16 protein-coding genes are annotated in these 16,527 nt (G+C 58.3%); 10 read left to right on the top strand and 6 right to left on the bottom strand.

What is annotated here, in order from left to right; all coding sequences use genetic code 11:
* Positions 1-338 precede the first annotated feature (338 nt).
* The 3 genes from ASE98_RS25415 to ntrC all read left to right on the top strand — a co-directional run bounded on the left by ASE98_RS25415 (position 339) and on the right by ntrC (position 3,640).
* Positions 339-854: a DUF4124 domain-containing protein gene (locus ASE98_RS25415; RefSeq protein WP_060544066.1), complete on the top strand. Its 516-nt coding sequence runs from the start codon at positions 339-341 to the stop codon at positions 852-854.
* A gap of 267 nt (positions 855-1,121) precedes the next feature.
* Positions 1,122-2,207 (top strand): nitrogen regulation protein NR(II), encoded by a 1,086-nt coding sequence (gene glnL, locus ASE98_RS25410; RefSeq protein ID WP_060544065.1) that lies wholly within the window; start codon positions 1,122-1,124, stop codon positions 2,205-2,207.
* Complete coding sequence (gene ntrC / locus ASE98_RS25405; protein WP_060544064.1) at positions 2,204-3,640, top strand: nitrogen regulation protein NR(I); 1,437 nt, start codon at positions 2,204-2,206, stop codon at positions 3,638-3,640. Before glnL ends, ntrC begins: the two co-directional genes overlap by 4 nt.
* A 569-nt stretch (positions 3,641-4,209) precedes the next feature.
* On the opposite strand, the gene ASE98_RS25400 is transcribed toward ntrC, so the two are convergent.
* Complete coding sequence (locus ASE98_RS25400; RefSeq protein ID WP_060544063.1) at positions 4,210-4,650, bottom strand: hypothetical protein; 441 nt, start codon at positions 4,648-4,650, stop codon at positions 4,210-4,212.
* Here ASE98_RS25400 and trmL point away from each other — a divergent pair.
* Entirely contained in the window at positions 4,649-5,104 is a 456-nt protein-coding gene (gene trmL, locus ASE98_RS25395) for a tRNA (uridine(34)/cytosine(34)/5-carboxymethylaminomethyluridine(34)-2'-O)-methyltransferase TrmL (protein WP_060544062.1), read from the top strand. The genes ASE98_RS25400 and trmL overlap by 2 nt on opposite strands.
* 132 nt (positions 5,105-5,236) lie before the next feature.
* Here the strand turns inward: trmL and secB are convergent, their stop codons facing one another.
* The 3 genes from secB to ASE98_RS25380 are packed head-to-tail and all read right to left on the bottom strand — an operon-like array spanning position 5,237 to position 6,448.
* On the bottom strand, positions 5,237-5,722 hold the full coding sequence (gene secB / locus ASE98_RS25390; RefSeq protein ID WP_060544061.1) for a protein-export chaperone SecB: 486 nt from the start codon (positions 5,720-5,722) through the stop codon (positions 5,237-5,239).
* Between the two features lie 56 nt (positions 5,723-5,778).
* The gene (grxC, locus tag ASE98_RS25385) at positions 5,779-6,033 is read right to left on the bottom strand and encodes a glutaredoxin 3 (protein WP_007972741.1); all 255 of its coding nucleotides are present in this window, start codon (positions 6,031-6,033) and stop codon (positions 5,779-5,781) included.
* A gap of 1 nt (position 6,034) precedes the next feature.
* On the bottom strand, positions 6,035-6,448 hold the full coding sequence (locus ASE98_RS25380) for a rhodanese-like domain-containing protein (RefSeq protein ID WP_060544060.1): 414 nt from the start codon (positions 6,446-6,448) through the stop codon (positions 6,035-6,037).
* 153 nt (positions 6,449-6,601) lie between these two features.
* On the opposite strand from ASE98_RS25380, the gene gpmI reads away from it, so the two are divergent.
* The 6 genes from gpmI to ASE98_RS25350 all read left to right on the top strand — a co-directional run bounded on the left by gpmI (position 6,602) and on the right by ASE98_RS25350 (position 14,863).
* Positions 6,602-8,131: a 2,3-bisphosphoglycerate-independent phosphoglycerate mutase gene (gene gpmI / locus ASE98_RS25375; protein ID WP_060544059.1), complete on the top strand. Its 1,530-nt coding sequence runs from the start codon at positions 6,602-6,604 to the stop codon at positions 8,129-8,131.
* 251 nt (positions 8,132-8,382) lie between these two features.
* Positions 8,383-9,678, top strand: coding sequence for a murein hydrolase activator EnvC family protein (locus ASE98_RS25370; RefSeq protein WP_060544058.1), 1,296 nt, complete (start codon positions 8,383-8,385; stop codon positions 9,676-9,678).
* A 34-nt stretch (positions 9,679-9,712) separates the two neighbouring features.
* Positions 9,713-11,026 (top strand): S41 family peptidase, encoded by a 1,314-nt coding sequence (locus ASE98_RS25365; RefSeq protein WP_060544057.1) that lies wholly within the window; start codon positions 9,713-9,715, stop codon positions 11,024-11,026.
* Between the two features lies 1 nt (position 11,027).
* Positions 11,028-11,810, top strand: a complete 783-nt coding sequence (locus tag ASE98_RS25360) for a divergent polysaccharide deacetylase family protein (protein WP_060544056.1) — start codon at positions 11,028-11,030, stop codon at positions 11,808-11,810.
* Between the two features lie 145 nt (positions 11,811-11,955).
* On the top strand, positions 11,956-13,461 hold the full coding sequence (locus tag ASE98_RS25355) for a S1 family peptidase (protein WP_060544055.1): 1,506 nt from the start codon (positions 11,956-11,958) through the stop codon (positions 13,459-13,461).
* Between the two features lie 91 nt (positions 13,462-13,552).
* On the top strand, positions 13,553-14,863 hold the full coding sequence (locus tag ASE98_RS25350; RefSeq protein WP_082457651.1) for a Vps62-related protein: 1,311 nt from the start codon (positions 13,553-13,555) through the stop codon (positions 14,861-14,863).
* On the opposite strand, the gene ASE98_RS25345 is transcribed toward ASE98_RS25350, so the two are convergent.
* A complete protein-coding gene (locus ASE98_RS25345) occupies positions 14,844-15,599 on the bottom strand; it encodes a substrate-binding periplasmic protein (RefSeq protein ID WP_060544054.1) in 756 nt (251 codons plus the stop codon). The genes ASE98_RS25350 and ASE98_RS25345 overlap by 20 nt on opposite strands.
* A gap of 149 nt (positions 15,600-15,748) precedes the next feature.
* Positions 15,749-16,519, bottom strand: coding sequence for an imidazole glycerol phosphate synthase subunit HisF (hisF, locus tag ASE98_RS25340; protein ID WP_007897430.1), 771 nt, complete (start codon positions 16,517-16,519; stop codon positions 15,749-15,751).
* Between the last annotated feature and the right edge of the window lie 8 nt (positions 16,520-16,527).

Here is a 16,527-nt window from a genome sequence, read left to right as displayed (position 1 = left end):
CGGAGCGGCCACATCTGGCCTTGAAATACAAAACGCCCGATGCGGTGCATCGGGCGTTTTGAGACTGAAACAGGTGTAAACCTATTTCAGGACTAGACACACGCAATTTCGACAGGCACCCGATTTCCCCGTGGTGAGGGGGCTCGCCCCCGTTGGACTACGCAGTAGTCCCAGAAATTCTTGGGGCCGGTGCGCAACCCAGCGGGGCGATGCGGCGTTCCGACAAGCCCCCTTGCCACAGGACTTTCGTGAAACATGCCCAAAATGTTTTGCGACTGGAGGCAACCGCCGCACCTGACCTATGCTGCAACCCAACGCTTTCGTTTCCGGTCGAGCTCATGGCCCGTGTTTTTCCATTCATCCTGCTGCTGATATCCCTGCCCGCCACCGCGCAGATCTATAAGTACACGGACGCCAATGGCACCACCACCTACAGCAATCAACCGCCCACAGGCGCAAACGCCCGGGCTGTCGAGTTACAGCCTCTCAACAGCATCGAAAGCCAGCCACCTGGCAATCCCGCTCCACCCATCGCCCCTTCCAGCGAACAGCCCCGCAGCACCCTCTACGAGGTACTGGAACTCTCCGGCCTGCCCACTGGCGAATCACTGCGCGCCAACAACGGCAACGTCACTGTCGAAGTCCTGATCAAGCCGCACCTGCAAGATCATCATCTACTGCGTCTCTTGCTGGATGATCAGCCTTACGGTCAGCCGAGCAACGTCCCGACCCTGCAATTGCTCAACGTCGCTCGTGGTGAGCACCGCCTCGCGGTACAGGTGATTGAACGCCAAAGCATCGTGCAGCAAAGCCATACGGTGACCTTCACCGTGCAGCGGGCAAGCAAACCGTAAACCCGCAACGATAAATACCTTTGTGCGACTCTTCTTACTTCATTCAGCTTTGTGCACTATATTGGTGCGAAATCTTGCGGCGCACGCACATTCCAACCCATTTTGGTTCGAAAATACCCGTAACAGCGAACCGAGCGCTATGCAATCGAGCGCTAAACGCCCGTTTTAGCGCTAAAGCGCTTCTTTTCGGAGCCTTGGTTTGGTTTTTGCATTTTGCGCTTACCAACGCTTGTTTCTTGCGCCCGCTCCGCTCCAAAAGAGGTCCTGATGACCATAAGCGACGCACTACACCGTTTGCTACTCGACAACCTCACCACCGCCACCATCCTGCTCGATGCCGAATTGCGCCTCGAGTACATGAACCCGGCGGCGGAGATGCTGCTGGCCATCAGTGGTCAGCGCAGCCATGGGCAATTCATCAGCGAGTTATTCACCGAGTCCCCCGAAGCGCTGAATTCTTTGCGCCAAGCGGTAGAACACGCGCATCCATTCACCAAGCGTGAAGCCATGCTCACCGCCCTCACCGGCCAGACCCTGACCGTCGATTACGCCGTAACGCCCATCCTCAACAATGGCGAAACCCTGCTGCTGCTCGAAGTGCATCCTCGCGACCGCTTGCTGCGAATCACCAAGGAGGAGGCGCAACTGTCGAAGCAGGAAACCAGCAAAATGCTGGTGCGCGGCCTTGCCCATGAAATCAAGAACCCATTGGGCGGTATTCGCGGCGCGGCGCAGTTGCTGGCCCGCGAGCTGCCGGAAGAAAGCCTGCGCGATTACACCAACGTCATTATTGAAGAAGCCGATCGCCTGCGTAATCTGGTCGATCGCATGCTCGGCTCGAACAAGCTGCCGTCGCTGGCAATGTGCAACATCCACGAAGTGCTGGAGCGTGTCTGCCAGTTGGTGGAGGCCGAAAGCCAGGGTTGCATCACCTTGGTGCGCGACTATGACCCAAGCATCCCTGACGTATTGATCGACCGCGAACAGATGATTCAAGCGGTACTGAACATCGTGCGCAACGCGATGCAAGCCATCAGCAGCCAGAACGAACTGCGCCTGGGTCGCATCAGCCTGCGCTCGCGCACCATGCGCCAGTTCACCATCGGCCACGTGCGCCATCGCCTGGTGACCAAGATCGAAATCATCGACAACGGTCCGGGCATTCCTGCCGAGCTTCAGGAAACCATTTTCTTCCCAATGGTCAGCGGCCGTCCGGATGGTACCGGTCTGGGCCTGGCCATTACCCAGAACATCATCAGCCAGCACCAGGGCCTGATCGAATGTGACAGCCACCCCGGCCACACCACCTTCTCGATCTTTCTGCCACTGGAACAAGGAGCCACATCGACATGAGCCGTAGTGAAACCGTGTGGATCGTCGATGACGACCGTTCTATCCGTTGGGTCCTGGAAAAAGCCTTGCAGCAGGAAGGCATGACTACGCAAAGCTTCGACAGCGCCGATGGCGTGATGAGCCGCCTGGCGCGCCAGCAGCCGGACGTGATCATTTCCGACATCCGCATGCCCGGTGCCAGCGGCCTGGACCTGCTGGCGCGGATTCGCGAACAACACCCACGGTTACCGGTCATCATCATGACCGCTCACTCCGATCTGGACAGCGCTGTCGCGTCCTATCAGGGCGGCGCATTCGAGTACCTGCCCAAGCCATTCGATGTCGACGAAGCCGTATCCCTGGTCAAGCGCGCCAACCAGCACGCCCAGGAACAGCAAGGCCTGGAAGTCGTTCCGACACTGACCCGCACCCCGGAAATCATCGGCGAAGCGCCGGCGATGCAGGAAGTGTTTCGTGCCATTGGGCGCTTGAGTCATTCCAATATCACCGTGCTGATCAATGGTGAATCGGGTACCGGTAAAGAACTGGTGGCCCACGCCCTGCACCGCCACAGCCCCCGTGCGGCTTCGCCGTTCATTGCGCTGAACATGGCGGCGATCCCCAAGGACCTGATGGAGTCGGAGCTGTTCGGCCACGAGAAAGGCGCCTTCACCGGCGCAGCCAACCTGCGTCGCGGACGTTTCGAACAGGCAGATGGCGGCACCCTGTTCCTCGACGAAATCGGCGACATGCCGGCCGATACCCAGACCCGCCTGCTGCGTGTCCTGGCAGACGGCGAGTTCTACCGCGTGGGCGGTCATGTGCCGGTGAAGGTCGACGTGCGAATCATTGCCGCGACGCACCAGAACCTGGAAACCCTGGTGCACGCCGGGAAATTCCGTGAGGATTTGTTCCATCGACTGAACGTGATTCGAATCCACATTCCTCGCCTGTCGGACCGTCGCGAAGACATCCCGACCCTGGCCAAGCACTTCCTCAGTCGTGCCGCCCAGGAACTGGCCGTCGAGCCGAAGCTGCTCAAGAGCGAAACCGAGGAATACCTGAAAAACCTGCCGTGGCCGGGTAACGTGCGTCAGCTGGAGAACACCTGCCGCTGGATAACGGTGATGGCTTCGGGTCGCGAAGTGCACATCGGCGACTTGCCGCCGGAGCTGCTGAGCCTGCCTCAGGATTCCGCGCCAGTGACCAACTGGGAACAGGCCCTGCGCCAGTGGGCCGACCAGGCGCTAGCTCGCGGTCAGTCGAGCCTGCTAGACAGCGCTGTGCCAGCCTTCGAGCGGATCATGATCGAGACCGCCCTCAAACACACCGCCGGTCGCCGCCGCGATGCCGCTGTCTTGCTGGGCTGGGGCCGCAATACCCTGACTCGCAAGATCAAGGAATTGGGGATGAAGGTAGATGGCGGGGATGATGATGAGGGGGATGAGGGCTAAATTGGGCTAGCCCTGCAACATCGCTGGCAGCGAACCTCTTTTTAGTTCACACCGAACAATGTGGGAGCGGGCTTGCTCGCGAAAGCGGGGCGTCATTCAACATCGATGTTGAATGTGATGGCCTCTTCGCGAGCAAGCCCGCTCCCACATTTAGTACTGCGTGCACCGACTCAAAGCACCGTGAACCGCAATCGCGCACAAAAACAACTTCAACGCTCCCCCTGCGTTCGCTATCGAAGCCCTACCTAAAAAACACGAAAGCCCCGTAATACGGGGCTTTCGGCAGTTCAGCACAACTTTGCGTTTCAACTTGTTAAAAACTGGCACGCCCCCTGCAACATCCCTTTCAAGTGATTCAGTTCACCTACCCGGTTTCGGGGACCTTGGTACAGGCAGGCCGGGGATTCCCCTCTTTACATCAGGCTCACACCGCAAGCGCGACGAGCCAACCGTTTTGGGGCCCTTGATACAGGCAGGTCAGGGGTTCCTTCTTTACACCGGGGTTGGTGCCATGCGCCAACCCGCCCGTTTCGGGAACCTTGGTACAGGCAGGCCGGGGATTCCCTCTTTTATTGCTCCCGGAGATGGATCTGCAGCCGCCAGCGGTCATCGACCTCGCTACCGGCCCATTCGCCCTGCAGAGGCCGAGCCGCCACCAGCGTCAACAACAACCCGCCATCACTCAACCGCACCCGCCAGTTCACGTCCTTGTCGCCAAGCCTGAGCTGGCCGCTCTTGGCCAGGCCCTTGGCATCGAACAGCAGAGCAACGCTGCCGTCGACAATCTCGCCGTGAGTCTTGGGCTGTTGGTTGAACCACACCACCAATCCATCGTTCGTGACTTCAATCTGCTGCAGCTCGCTGGGATCGGGGGTGGTCAGGCGCCCGATCATCATTCCCACCATTACGCCAACAATTGCCAGCGACGCCATCACCCGCAGGAATAGTTTCGAACGCAAGCCGGCTTGCGGCGTAGAATGCCGCTCATCTTTACCTTCGGAGCCGTGCATGTTTCACGTCATCCTTTTCCAACCAGAAATTCCGCCGAATACCGGCAACGTTATCAGGCTGTGCGCCAACAGTGGCTGCCACCTGCATTTGATCGAACCGCTGGGCTTCGAGATGGACGACAAGCGCCTGCGCCGTGCCGGCCTCGACTATCACGAATACGCCACCTTGCAACGCCATGCTGACCTCGCCAGCTGCCTGGAAAGCCTCGGTCATCCACGGTTGTTCGCCTTCACCACCAAGGGCTCGCGAGCGTTTCACGATGCCAGTTTCGTGCCCGGCGACGCGTTCCTGTTCGGCCCGGAAAGCCGCGGCCTTCCCGCCGAGGTACTCGACGCACTTCCCGCCGACCAACGCCTGCGCCTGCCGATGCGTGAAGGTTGCCGCAGCCTGAATCTGTCGAACACCGTGGCGGTCGCCGTTTACGAAGCCTGGCGCCAGAACGGCTTCAAATAGCACCGCATAGCAAATGTGGGAGCGGGCTTGCTCGCGAAGGGGTCATCAGATTCAACATGAATGTTGACTGATACACCGCTTTCGCGAGCAAGCCCGCTCCCACATTGGACTTGCTTCGACGATCAGGACAGCTTACTGGACGGTCGGCGTCTCGCCCGCAGCCTGCATGCGTTGCAGTTCTTGCGCGTACAGCGCGTCGAAGTTCACCGGCGCCAGCATCAGAGCCGGGAACGAACCACGGGTCACCAGGCTGTCCAGGGTTTCGCGAGCGTACGGGAACAGGATGTTCGGGCAGAACGCACCCAGGGTGTGGCTCATCGAAGCGTCGTCCAGGTTCTTGATCAGGAAGATCCCGGCCTGTTGCACTTCAGCGATGAACGCCACTTCATCACCGTTCTTCACGGTCACCGACAGGGTCAGCACGACTTCGTGGAAATCGGATTCCAGGGCCTTTTGACGGGTGTTCAGGTCCAGAGCGACGCTCGGCTCCCATTGCTGACGGAAAATCGCCGGGCTTTTCGGAGCTTCGAAGGACAGGTCACGCACATAAATGCGCTGCAAGGAGAATTGCGGTGCAGTTTCTTCTTCGGTCGCAGCAGTGTTCTGTTGGTCAGTCATCGCAGATCCTTCTTGATCCAGGGTTCTTATAGGTTTGCTTGTTTTGAGTAGTGCAGTCAGGCCCTGAGCAACGCATCGAGCTTGCCGGCGCGCTCCAGGGCAAACAAATCATCACAACCGCCGACGTGTGTGCTGCCGATCCAGATTTGCGGCACGGACGTACGCCCGGCCTTCTGGGCCATTGCAGCGCGCACCTGCGGCTTGCCATCGACCTTGATCTCTTCGAAGGCTACGCCTTTGTTCTCGAGCAGGTATTTGGCTCGCGAGCAGTAGGGGCAGTAATCGCTGGAATAGACGACGACGTTGCTCATATCACTTCACCAACGGCAGGTTATCGCCTTTCCAGCTGGAAATACCGCCGGACAGCTTGGCGGCGGTGAAGCCGGATTTCATCAGTTCGCGGGCATGGGTGCCGGCGGTCTGGCCCATGGCATCGACCAGAATGATGGTCTTGGCCTTGTGTTTTTCCAGTTCGCCGACGCGAGCAGCCAGTTTGTCGTGGGGAATGTTCAGCGCACCGACGATGTGACCGGCGGCGAAATCCTTGACCGGACGGATGTCGATCACCACGCCTGCGTCCTTGTTGACCAGCCCGGTCAGTTCACCGGTGCTCAGGCTACGGCCGCCGCCCTGCATTTGATAGGCAATCAGCAACGCCAGCAGTACGACGAAGATACCGACGAGAATGTAGTGGTTAGTGGCAAATTGAATCAGGTTAGCAACCATCGAAGGAGGTTCCAGGGCGTTAAAATGTCGGCCAGTATACACAGCCACTATGGTGGGCCAAACCCCGTCCGGCGGTGACGTGGCCGGAACTTCGCTTTAAACTGCCACTCCCTTTTCCATTGCTCCTTTTTATCTCAGCCACGAGTGGATTCCATGACTACCACGCCTAAACCTTTGGTCCTGATGATTCTCGACGGCTTCGGTCACAGTGACAGCCCTGAATCCAATGCCATCTTCGCCGCGAAGAAGCCCGTGCTGGACCGCCTGTGGGCCACCGTGCCTAACGGCTTGATCTCGGGCAGCGGCATGGATGTCGGCTTGCCGGATGGCCAGATGGGCAACTCTGAAGTCGGCCACATGAATCTCGGCGCCGGCCGCGTGGTGTACCAGGACTTCACTCGCGTGACCAAATCGATCCGCGACGGTGAGTTCTTCGAGAACCCGACCATCTGCGCCGCTGTGGACAAAGCCGTCGCCGCCGGCAAAGCCGTGCATTTCATGGGCCTGCTGTCCGATGGCGGCGTGCACAGCCACCAGGACCACCTGATCGCCATGGCTGAACTGGCCTTCAAGCGCGGGGCCGAAAAGATTTACCTGCACGCGTTCCTCGACGGCCGTGATACCCCGCCGAAAAGCGCGCAATCATCGATCGAACTGCTCGACGCAACTTTCCAGGCCCTGGGCAAAGGCCGGATCGCCAGCATCATCGGCCGCTACTTCGCCATGGACCGCGACAACCGCTGGGACCGCGTATCCCAAGCCTACAACCTGATTGTCGACGGCCACGGCGAGTTCAACGCGGCCACTGCACAGGAAGGTCTGGAAGCGGCCTACGCGCGCGGCGAAAGCGATGAATTCGTCAAAGCCACCTCCATCGGTGAGCCGGTAAAAGTGGAGGACGGCGACGCCGTGGTCTTCATGAACTTCCGTGCCGACCGCGCTCGCGAGCTGACCCGCGTGTTCGTCGAAGACGACTTCAAGGACTTCGAGCGTGCCCGCCAGCCAAAACTGGCCGGCTACGTCATGCTGACCCAGTACGCCGCAAGCATTCCTGCGCCATCGGCCTTTGCTGCCGGCAGCCTGGAGAATGTGCTGGGCGATTACCTGGCGAAAAACGGCAAGACCCAGCTGCGCATCGCCGAAACCGAAAAATACGCCCACGTGACCTTCTTCTTCTCCGGCGGTCGCGAAGAACCGTTCCCGGGCGAAGAACGCATCCTGATTCCGTCGCCGAAAGTCGCCACCTATGACTTGCAGCCGGAAATGAGCGCGCCGGAAGTCACCGACCGCATCGTCGACGCCATTGAAAACCAGCGTTACGACGTGATCGTGGTCAACTACGCCAACGGCGACATGGTCGGCCACAGTGGCGTGTTCGAAGCCGCGGTTAAAGCCGTCGAATGCCTGGACCAGTGTGTCGGCCGCATCGTCGAGGCCCTGGAGAAAGTCGGCGGTGAAGCGCTGATTACCGCCGACCACGGCAACGTCGAGCAAATGTCCGATGCCTCCACCGGCCAGGCGCATACCGCGCACACCACCGAACCGGTTCCGTTCATCTATGTCGGCAAGCGTGACCTGAAGGTTCGCGAAGGCGGCGTGCTGGCGGACGTGGCGCCGACCATGTTGAAACTGCTGGGCCTGGAACAGCCTGCGGAAATGACCGGGACTTCGATCCTGGTGTAAACCCCGCAATACCCAGTGGGAGCGAGACTATGTGGCGAGGGGGCTTGCCCCCGTTGGACTACGCAGTAGTCCCAAAACACTGTTTTGGGGCCGCTTCGCTGCCCAACGGGGGCAAGCCCCCTCGCCACAGGCTCCCACATTGGTTTGTGGTGTTTTTTTGTCCAGTTATCACACAGTCGGAAATGGGCATTTTTTTTGCTGCCCATGGCGGGCATACTAGGCTGTCCCTTTCCCTGGTGCCGCCCGCCTCTATGCTTCGTGTCCTGATAGCCCTTGCTCTGACATGCCTGCTCCAACCGGCCTTTGCTGACGAGCGCGCGCAAACCCAACAACAGTTGGACGCTACGCGTCAGGATATTGCCGAGCTGAAAAAAATGCTGGGCAAACTGCAGGAAGAAAAATCCGGTGTGCAAAAAGAGCTCAAGGGCACCGAGACCGAAATGGGCAAGCTCGAGAAGCAGGTCGAAGCCCTGCAAAAAGAGCTGAAGAAAAGCGAAGACGAGTTGCAGCGACTCGATGCCGAGAAAAAAAAACTCCAGAGCGCGCGCACTGAACAGCAACGACTGATCGCCATTCAGGCCCGTGCGGCCTACCAGAACGGGCGCCAGGAATACCTCAAGCTGCTGCTCAACCAACAGAATCCGGAAAAATTCGCCCGTACCCTTACCTATTACGACTACCTGAGTCAGGCCCGCCTGGAGCAGCTGAAGAACTTCAATGAAACCCTGCGCCAACTGAGCAATGTCGAAAAAGACATCGCCATGCAGCAGGCACAACTGCTGGTACAGCAAAGCAGCCTCGACACCCAGCGCGGCGAACTGGACAAAGTTCGCCAGGAACGCCAGAAAGTCCTGGCCAGACTCAATGACGACGTAAAGGCTCGTGACCAGAAGCTGGCGGCCCGCGAGCAGGATCAGGCTGACCTGTCTAAAGTCCTTAAAACCATTGAAGAAACCCTGGCGCGACAGGCACGTGAGGCAGAAGAAGCGCGGCAAAAAGCGCTGATCGCCCAGCAGGAAGCCGAAAAAAAGCGTTTACGTGAGGCCCAGGCGCAGGCAGATGCCGGCGATGACGCCCCACGCAAACCGGTCAGATCAACACCAGGCGCGCTGGTGTCCAGCTCGGGCGAGACCTTCGGCGGCGCCTTTTCGTCAACTCGCGGCAAACTTCCATGGCCTGTCGACGGTCGACTGTTGGCACGCTTCGGTGAAAGCCGGGGCGACGATGCCCGGACCAAATGGGACGGGGTGATGATCAGCGCTTCAGCTGGCAGTGCAGTACATGCCGTGCATGGCGGTCGCGTGGTGTTCGCCGACTGGCTGCGGGGCGCCGGCTTGCTGGTGATTCTCGACCACGGCAATGGCTTCCTGAGTCTATACGGCCACAACCAGACACTGCTCAAGTCTGCGGGTGACGTGGTAAAAGCCGGTGAGTCCATCTCCACTGTCGGTAACAGTGGCGGGCAGGACACACCAGCGCTGTATTTTGCAATTCGTCAGCAGGGTCACCCGAGTGATCCGGCGCAATGGTGCCGCACGCAAGGATAGGCGTTGAGTCACCTACATTAGGAGTTCGTTCGACATGCTGCATTTGTCCCGCCTTACCTCGCTGGCCCTGACGATCGCCCTGGTGATCGGCGCGCCTCTGGCGTTCGCCGCTCAACCGGCCGTCGCGCCTGCGGGCACTGCTGCGACCACCAAGGCGCCTTTGCCGCTGGATGAATTGCGCACCTTTGCCGAGGTAATGGACCGGATCAAAGCCGCCTATGTCGAACCGGTGGATGACAAGACCCTGCTGGAAAATGCCATCAAGGGCATGCTCAGCAACCTCGACCCGCACTCGGCCTACCTCGGCCCTGAAGACTTCGCCGAGCTGCAGGAAAGCACCAGCGGGGAGTTCGGCGGCCTGGGCATCGAAGTCGGCGCTGAAGACGGCTTCATCAAGGTGGTTTCGCCGATCGATGACACCCCGGCTTCGAAAGCAGGGATCCAGGCCGGCGACTTCATCGTCAAGATCAATGGCCAGCCAACCCGCGGCCAGAGCATGACCGAAGCCGTGGACAAGATGCGCGGCAAGGTTGGTGAAAAAATCACCCTGACCCTGGTCCGCGATGGCGGCCCGCCGTTCGACGTCACCCTGGCCCGCGCCGTCATTCAAGTGAAGAGTGTGAAGAGCCAGCTGCTGGAGTCCGGCTACGGCTACATTCGCATCACCCAATTCCAGGTCAAGACCGGCGAAGAGGTCTCCAAGGCCCTGGCCAAGCTGCGCAAGGACAACGGCAAGAAGCTCAAGGGCATCGTCCTCGACCTGCGCAACAACCCCGGCGGAGTGCTGCAGTCTGCGGTGGAAGTGGTCGACCACTTCATCACCAAGGGCCTGATCGTTTACACCAAGGGCCGCATTGCCAACTCCGAGCTGCGCTTCAACGCCACTGGCAAGGACGAAAGCGAAGCCGTACCAATGGTCGTGCTGATCAACGGCGGCAGCGCCTCGGCATCGGAAATTGTTGCCGGTGCCTTGCAGGATCAGAAGCGCGCCGTGGTCATGGGCACCACCAGCTTCGGCAAGGGTTCGGTGCAAACCGTACTGCCGCTGAACAACGATCGTGCACTGAAGATCACCACGGCCTTGTACTTCACACCGAACGGCCGCTCGATTCAGGCTCAGGGCATCGTCCCAGACATCGAAGTGCGCAAGGCCAAGATCACCGACGAGCAGGACGGCGATTACTTCAAGGAAGCCGACTTGCAGGGCCACTTGGGCAATGGCAACGGCGGCGCCGACAAACCGACCGGCTCCGGCGGCAAAGCCAAACCGATGCCTCAGGACGACGACTATCAATTGGCCCAGGCCCTGAGCCTGCTCAAAGGGCTGAGCATCACCTCCGGCCGCTGAGATGCGCCTGCGGTTATTGATCGGCCTGCTGTGCTGCCTCGCAGGTGCTGCGGCACCTGCCCAGGCAGCGTCCCCACCGCACAAGGCCTACCTGAGCCTGATCATCGACGACCTGGGACAGAACCTGCCCAGGGATCGCCGCGTGCTGGCCTTGCCTGGCCCGGTGACCGCGGCGATCATGCCCGATACCCCCCACGCCAGCGAATTTGCCCGCGAAGCCCATCGCGCCGGCAAGATCGTCATCCTGCACATGCCCATGGACCCGGCCACCGGACCTTTTGCCTGGCACCCCGACCTGCCCGTCGAAGAGCTTGAGAAACGCCTGAACGCCGCGTTCAAGGTTGTGCCCTACACCGCTGGCATCAACAACCACATGGGCAGCCGCATGACTGCGCAACCAGCCGCCATGGCCTGGTTGATGGCGGACTTGCAGCGTCGGCACAAATTCTTCGTCGACAGTCGCACCAGCGCGCAAACCGTGGCAGCCGCCGAGGCGCAGAAAGTCAGCCTGGCGAGCGTTTCGCGGGATGTGTTTCTGGATGACGAGCGCACAGAAGAAGCGATATTCAAGCAACTGCAAACCGCGATCAGCCTGGCGCAAAAGCAGGGGTCGGTGGTGATGATCGGACATCCGTATCCGCAGACCCTGGCAGTGCTTGAACGGGAGTTACCCAAGCTCAAGGCTCAGGGAATTGACTGGATCGACATCAAAATGATGATCAGCGTGCGCGGCAACCGTGCAACAGCGGCCCACGGCATCAACGGCACTTATCACACTCCGTGATTCGACCCGCCACCAATAACTATATATATCTCCAAGTGCTCGGGCACATGCCAGGATAGGACTCGCTCTGCATTTCATAATCATGGAATGAACATGAAATGCATTGATTCGCTCGCGCCACGCCAATAAAGACCAAGGATCGGCCATGACTTACAAAATGGAAGCACTAGGCATATGTGTTTTTTTCGCGCTAACAACTCCCGCAATCACTTATGCGAATGATGCTTTTTCAACACCAAGTAGCATCCTATTAAAAAATTCCGACAACCATTACTCCCGCCTCAATGGAGTTGGCGTGCTTCATTACAGCGACTCCCCCTATTGTACGGCCAGCCTGCTCGACACTCGCGATAAAAGCGGCAACGCCGCTGGCCCTGCTTACTTATTGACCGCCGAACACTGCTCCAACCCATGGGATGACCTTTCCCAACTCAGCGTGAAATTCAACTACTTCAGCGACACTTACAAAAACCAGAAAAACTACAAAATAAACAAAGTCACCTGGTCCCGACACTCCATCAGGGACCTCGCTATCCTGGAACTCGCCGTACCACTGGATTCATTGCTGAAAGAGGGAATAACCCCCCTGAAAATTTCCGATGATGCCTCATCCTTAGCAGGCAACATCCTTATCGTCGGTGCGCCATCTGGCCTCGATGGAGTCGGCCTCAGACTTGCGCGCTGCACCCAGCAGACGACAGATGCCACCTTGGTGGAAGCCGATGAAGTGTATCCAGAAACCCGAAAAAATAATTGCATAGACATTCGGGGCGGTTCTTCCGGCAGCCCTGTAATTGATCCTGAAACCGGGGAGATAGCAGGTGTGCTGTTTACATCCACTCACGGCGCCACGCTGGAAAAAATGTGCTCACGCAATAACCCCTGCGAAGTACGAGACGCAAAACCAATCCTCGCTGAAGAAACCCAGTACAGTGTTCCCGTTGGCTCTCTGTCAGCCTGCTTCGTCGATGGACGTTTCGATCTGAAATCAAGTGACTGCCAATTATCTTCCACAACCGACTTCAGAATAAAAAACGCCTATCTTCCCGAAAAATTCAGAACCCCCAGCCATCCGGACAATCTGGTACCCAAGTGGAATATCAGGTTCTCGATGGATGCTCCTTTCTATCGAGTTAAAACAGTACAGGATGCGAAATCCTGCTACTCGCCTCACTATTACAGCGGCACCATAAGCACTGTCGACGCCGTCATCGACACATCGATAGGCAGCGAAAGCGGCATGTATTTCCTGTGCCTGCTGGGCGTTCAATCAGCAGGGCACAGGCCCGATGCCCGCCTGTTCAACAGTATTCAAATAATCCCCGCACGCCTCGTAGAAACGAATTTCAAGCCATTGCCGCAGCCCGTACTGACACTAACCCCCTCTCCTGATTTCCCCGAACTTTATGTCGATTGGCATGAAAAAAGTCCTTATCCATTTTGGGTTCACTACTTTGATGACGACATTGGCGAACGCAAGTGTGCGGATCTGAACCCCGGGGAATTTACACGACAGCAAATTGGACTTGTTGTGCCAATGGACGCACTTCCAATTACGCTTTGCAGCTATATCCAGGATGAGGATTTGAATACCTCCGAGGTGCGCACAGACGTGATACGGGCGCCTGAAATTATCACTGTCGATAAATAATTACCGCACAAGGCCTCGCCACACTCCGCAGAGTAAGACCTGCAATAGGTTGCAGCCATTTTGACTGCTTTTAACAATCAAGGATTTGATTATGCCCACCGATAACACGGCGATCCCGGTCGCAAAACCCATGGAGTCGATAAAATTCGACAACCTGCTGATCAACTTCACGACGGAATTTCAACGGGTCTGGAGCACCAAGGGCTCAGGTGCGGAACTGGCAAGCTTTTGGCGGCCGAGCCCGGCACCTGATTTGTTGCCAGGGTACTTCCCGCTGGGCGACCTCGCGGCGTCCGCAGACAGCAACATCAGCGGACAACGAGTGATGGCGGTGGTCTGCGAGGGCGATCCGCAGAGCAACGAGCCACATCAACAGAAAGCGCTCAGCCGACCTGACGACTACGAGCAAATCTGGAAAAGCTCTGACTCCGGATCAAGCGGAGCGATATGGCGCCCGATCCCGCCTGATGGGTATGTGGCACTGGGACTGGTTTGCTCCAATGGTCACGATAAACCTTCGCTGAACGCCGTACGTTGCGTGCGGACGGATCTGGTGATCGCTTCGAACGTCGGCGACCTGATCTGGAACGACAAGGGCAGCGGTGCAAAAGTGGACTTCAGCGCTTGGAGTATCACCCCACCGAACGCGGAAGAAGGCGAGATCTATTTCGCACCAGGCACCTTTATCGGCGCCAACAGCTATGACAAGCCGTTCACTCATACAGCGGCATACTCATTGCGAATGCAGATCCCCCTGCAGATCAATCCCGCGCCGCAGCTTCCGGTACTCACCGGATTCAGCGCACCCCAACCTCTCGAAACACCGGCGGCCACTCAAACGGCCAGACTTCCCTGGTTCGCAGTCGAAGACAACTTCATGCTACCGATCGAAAGGTTCAGTAAATCACCGTACTACCACCTGGCCAGAACAGACCAGTACGTGCTTATCGGTGAAGGCCATAACACCGACGAAAAGAGCAAACTATTGCGATGGTCAGCGCCTCGAACCTTGATCGACAAGTTGTTGCAGGTCTTCACCCGAATAACTTCAATCGAGGTGAAATCTGCATGGCCGACCCGGGTCTCGGAGGCTGGTCATCCGGTAACGTACTCGGCCAGATTGACCAAAAGCTTCACTCACACCGAAAAATCCTTCAGCGGCTGGGTAAAATCGCAAGCCATAGATATCGCCGCCATCATTCCGAAAAATAGAATGCTGGCGGTTTATCAACTACACAGTCGTTACGATCTCTTGCGTGAAGATGGCACACAAGCGGCGGTAAGCTTCACCTACGCGGATAGCGACGGCCTGGACTTTGCCGAATATCCGCGTGAAGACAATGAAGTGTGCGCTCCTGCACCTGTGACAGGATTGCCAACTGCTACAGATAACGCGCCATGATCTCGTCCACGCGGCCTTCCTTGCGCAGTTGATCCAGCGCCGCCTGGAGCTTGGCCACGGTTTCGTCTGGCACGTCCTTGTTCAGCGCCAGGTACAACTCGGCGCTGTTGAAGCGCAGAACGGTTTTGAGCCCGCTCACTCCTTCCTGGCGAGCGAGGTAGCGCCCGGCCGGATCACCGGTGGCCCACAGGTCGATCTGGCCGTTGACGAGCTTTTTGGCGTTGTCCTGATCGCGCAGCACGACGATCGGATTGAGACCCTGTTTGGCCAGGGTCTCGGCAATCACGTCACCCTTGTAGGCGCCGATCTTGTATTGGCGTGCTTGCTCCAGCGAATCCAGAGTGATCTTGCTGTCGGCCTTGGCCAGCATGATCCAGTCGTCCGGACCGATAGGGCCAACCCACTTGAAGAGTTGTTCGCGGTCCGGCACCCGTGCCATGACGAACACGCCGTAACCGGGTTTTTCCAGGGTAAGTTTGTAGATTCGCTCCCAGGGGAAGCGCAGCGTGAGGCTGTAGGTGATGTTGGCGCGCTTGAACATCTCGCGGACGATATCCACGGCGATGCCATTGATATTCTCATCCTGGGCGAAATTCTTGCCGTTCTTCGCCATGTTGTATGGAGGGAAGTTTTCCGTCAGCAATACCAGGTCGGTATCGGGACTGTCTTTGGCTTGTACCCCGTTGATCAACAACAGGGAGGCGCTGGCAAGGACGAGAAGAAAGCGTTTAAGCATGTCTGGCTACCTGAATCCATGGCGTACCCAAGAGTGCCTTGAGCCTGCAATGATGTCCACTGGCCTGCATTGGTTTGTTCAAGCATTGTACGAAAACTCGCCAGGCGACGATCAGGCATGATCGTCGCACAGGCAGTTTTGATACGAACCTAGCGCATCACAATTCCACGATGGGCCATGTAGGCCTTGGCTTCCTGCACGGTGTATTCGCCAAAGTGGAAAATACTCGCCGCCAGTACAGCGCTGGCGTGACCTTCAAGAATGCCGTCGGCCAGGTGTTGCAAGTTGCCGACACCACCGGAGGCAATCACCGGAATGCCCAGCGCATCGCTGATGGCGCGGGTAACGCCCAGGTCAAAACCGTTTTTCATGCCGTCCTGGTCCATGCTGGTCAGCAGGATTTCGCCGGCACCCAGGCCTTCCATCTTCTTCGCCCACTCGACAGCATCCAGGCCGGTCGGCTTGCGCCCGCCGTGGGTGAAGATTTCCCAGCGTGGCGTTTCACCAGGCCCCGAGACCTTTTTCGCATCGATGGCAACCACGATGCATTGCGAACCGAAATGCTGCGCCGCTTCACCGACGAATTCCGGGTTGAACACCGCCGCGGTGTTGATCGAGACCTTGTCTGCGCCCGCGTTGAGCAGGTTGCGAATGTCCTGCACCGTGCGCACGCCACCGCCTACGGTCAGCGGGATGAACACCTGGCTGGCCATGCGCTCGACGGTGTGCAACGTGGTATCACGGCCGTCGACACTGGCAGTGATGTCGAGAAAGGTGATCTCGTCGGCACCCTGCTCGTCGTAACGACGAGCGATTTCCACCGGGTCACCGGCGTCGCGGATGTTCTCGAACTTCACGCCCTTGACGACCCGGCCGTTGTCCACGTCCAGGCAAGGGATGATGCGTTTGGCCAGCGCCATGGTCAGTC

The organism is Pseudomonas sp. Leaf48 (assembly GCF_001421885.1).
Taxonomy (GTDB): domain Bacteria; phylum Pseudomonadota; class Gammaproteobacteria; order Pseudomonadales; family Pseudomonadaceae; genus Aquipseudomonas.
This window is presented reverse-complemented; position numbering and strand designations above follow the sequence as displayed.

Excerpts from the sequence above, each read along its gene's own strand:
- gpmI (WP_060544059.1), top strand. The coding sequence starts at position 6,602 with ATGACTACCACGCCTAAACCTTTGGTCCTGATGATTCTCGACGGCTTC.
- trmL (WP_060544062.1), top strand. The coding sequence starts at position 4,649 with ATGTTTCACGTCATCCTTTTCCAACCAGAAATTCCGCCGAATACCGGC.
- glnL (WP_060544065.1), top strand. The coding sequence starts at position 1,122 with ATGACCATAAGCGACGCACTACACCGTTTGCTACTCGACAACCTCACC.
- ASE98_RS25400 (WP_060544063.1), bottom strand. The coding sequence starts at position 4,650 with ATGCACGGCTCCGAAGGTAAAGATGAGCGGCATTCTACGCCGCAAGCC.
- ASE98_RS25360 (WP_060544056.1), top strand. The coding sequence starts at position 11,028 with ATGCGCCTGCGGTTATTGATCGGCCTGCTGTGCTGCCTCGCAGGTGCT.
- ASE98_RS25350 (WP_082457651.1), top strand. The coding sequence starts at position 13,553 with ATGCCCACCGATAACACGGCGATCCCGGTCGCAAAACCCATGGAGTCG.
- ntrC (WP_060544064.1), top strand. The coding sequence starts at position 2,204 with ATGAGCCGTAGTGAAACCGTGTGGATCGTCGATGACGACCGTTCTATC.
- ASE98_RS25380 (WP_060544060.1), bottom strand. The coding sequence starts at position 6,448 with ATGGTTGCTAACCTGATTCAATTTGCCACTAACCACTACATTCTCGTC.
- ASE98_RS25345 (WP_060544054.1), bottom strand. The coding sequence starts at position 15,599 with ATGCTTAAACGCTTTCTTCTCGTCCTTGCCAGCGCCTCCCTGTTGTTG.
- secB (WP_060544061.1), bottom strand. The coding sequence starts at position 5,722 with ATGACTGACCAACAGAACACTGCTGCGACCGAAGAAGAAACTGCACCG.
- grxC (WP_007972741.1), bottom strand. The coding sequence starts at position 6,033 with ATGAGCAACGTCGTCGTCTATTCCAGCGATTACTGCCCCTACTGCTCG.
- ASE98_RS25370 (WP_060544058.1), top strand. The coding sequence starts at position 8,383 with ATGCTTCGTGTCCTGATAGCCCTTGCTCTGACATGCCTGCTCCAACCG.
- ASE98_RS25355 (WP_060544055.1), top strand. The coding sequence starts at position 11,956 with ATGACTTACAAAATGGAAGCACTAGGCATATGTGTTTTTTTCGCGCTA.
- ASE98_RS25365 (WP_060544057.1), top strand. The coding sequence starts at position 9,713 with ATGCTGCATTTGTCCCGCCTTACCTCGCTGGCCCTGACGATCGCCCTG.
- hisF (WP_007897430.1), bottom strand. The coding sequence starts at position 16,519 with ATGGCGCTGGCCAAACGCATCATCCCTTGCCTGGACGTGGACAACGGC.
- ASE98_RS25415 (WP_060544066.1), top strand. The coding sequence starts at position 339 with ATGGCCCGTGTTTTTCCATTCATCCTGCTGCTGATATCCCTGCCCGCC.